This is a genomic window from Modestobacter sp. KNN46-3 (assembly GCF_011039295.1).
In genome coordinates, this window is the sequence record NZ_JAAKGN010000329.1 from 1 (window position 1) to 1,358 (window position 1,358).

The window sequence follows — 1,358 nt, forward strand, 5'->3', positions numbered from 1 at the left end:
TCCTCCGGCCCGCGCCGCACCTGCTCCTCCGGCGCCTGCCGCACCGGCGGCGGCACCCGGACCGGAGGGCCAGGTGCTCGCGCTGGTGAACGCCGAGCGGGCCGCTGCCGGCTGTGCCGCCGTCAGCGCCGACGCCGGCCTGGCCGCGGTGGCCCGGGCGCACAGCGCCGACATGCGGGACCGCGACTACTTCTCCCACGTCACGCCCGAGGGCCTCGACCCCTTCGCCCGCGCTCGCGCGGCGGGGATCGGGTACGCCCGGGCGGAGAACATCGCGTCCGGCCAGCCGGACGCAGCTGCGGTGATGGCGGCCTGGATGTCCAGCCCCGGGCACCGGCAGAACATCCTGAACTGCCAACTGCGCACGCTGGGTGTCGGCGTCGCCGCCGGCTCCGGCGGCCCGTGGTGGACCCAGCTCTTCGGCGCCTGAGCGTCCGCGCCCGCCGAGATCGGGCTGGTGGCTGTCTCGCCGTGGTCGAGGCAGCCACCAGCCCGAGGTGATCACCGCGGGGCCGCGCGCAGCCGGGTGATCAGCAGCTCCGGGGAGTGCAGATCGGCCGCGGTGACGACCAGCACGCGCCAGCCGGCGGCCGCCAGTGCACTGAGCCGCTGCCGGTCCCGCACGAACCGACCGGGTCCGTCGTGCCAGACCCCGTCGTACTCGAGCGCCACCCGGTGCGCGGGCCAGCCGAAGTCCACGCGGGCCAGGAAGCGCCCACCGGCGCGCACCTCGAACTGCGCCACCGGTGCGGGCAGCCCGTGCGCAGCCAGCAGCAGCCGCACCCTGGTCTCCTGGGGCGACTCCGCCCGCCCGTCCGCCGCCGCTGCTGCCCGGCGGGCCCGAGCCGACCCGCGGCACGTGGGCAGTGCGCCCACCGCCGTCCGGACCTCGGCGAGGTCCACGACCCGCGCGTGCACGAGCTGGTCGAGCAGGACGACCGCCTCCTCCGGTGGCGCGAACCGGGCCAGGTCGACCGCCGTCCGCAGGCCGGTCGTCCAGCGGAGGAAGTCCCCGCGGGTCAACACGGCACCGTCGAGGTGCGCCGCCCGGACGACGATCCCCGGCTCCGGGTCCCACCGGGTGCCCAGCGGGACCACCACCTCGACCGGGTCGCCCGCGCCCGCCACGTCACGCACCCCGAGGAGGTCCGCGGCGCTCCGCCCACCCAGGACGGCGCCCCGGGGCATCCGCAGCGCCGCGCCACGGGCGTGCAGCCGGTGGGTGTCGGGCAGCGTCGCGTCGGCGTAGACGTCCTGGCGCAGCCGTCGCCATGCCGAGCTCCGCAGCTGCGCCCGGGTCAGCAACCCGCTCTCGATCGCCCAGGTACCACGGAAGACCCGCCCGTGGAGCACGGAGG

2 protein-coding genes are annotated in these 1,358 nt (G+C 77.2%); one reads left to right on the top strand and one right to left on the bottom strand.

What is annotated here, in order from left to right; translation table 11 throughout:
• A partial coding sequence (locus tag G5C62_RS27045; RefSeq protein ID WP_241176173.1) for a CAP domain-containing protein occupies positions 1-430 on the top strand: 430 nt, incomplete at its 5' end.
• Between the two features lie 71 nt (positions 431-501).
• On the opposite strand, the gene G5C62_RS27050 is transcribed toward G5C62_RS27045, so the two are convergent.
• The coding region (locus G5C62_RS27050; RefSeq protein ID WP_346774145.1) for a hypothetical protein at positions 502-1,358 on the bottom strand (857 nt) is incomplete at its 5' end.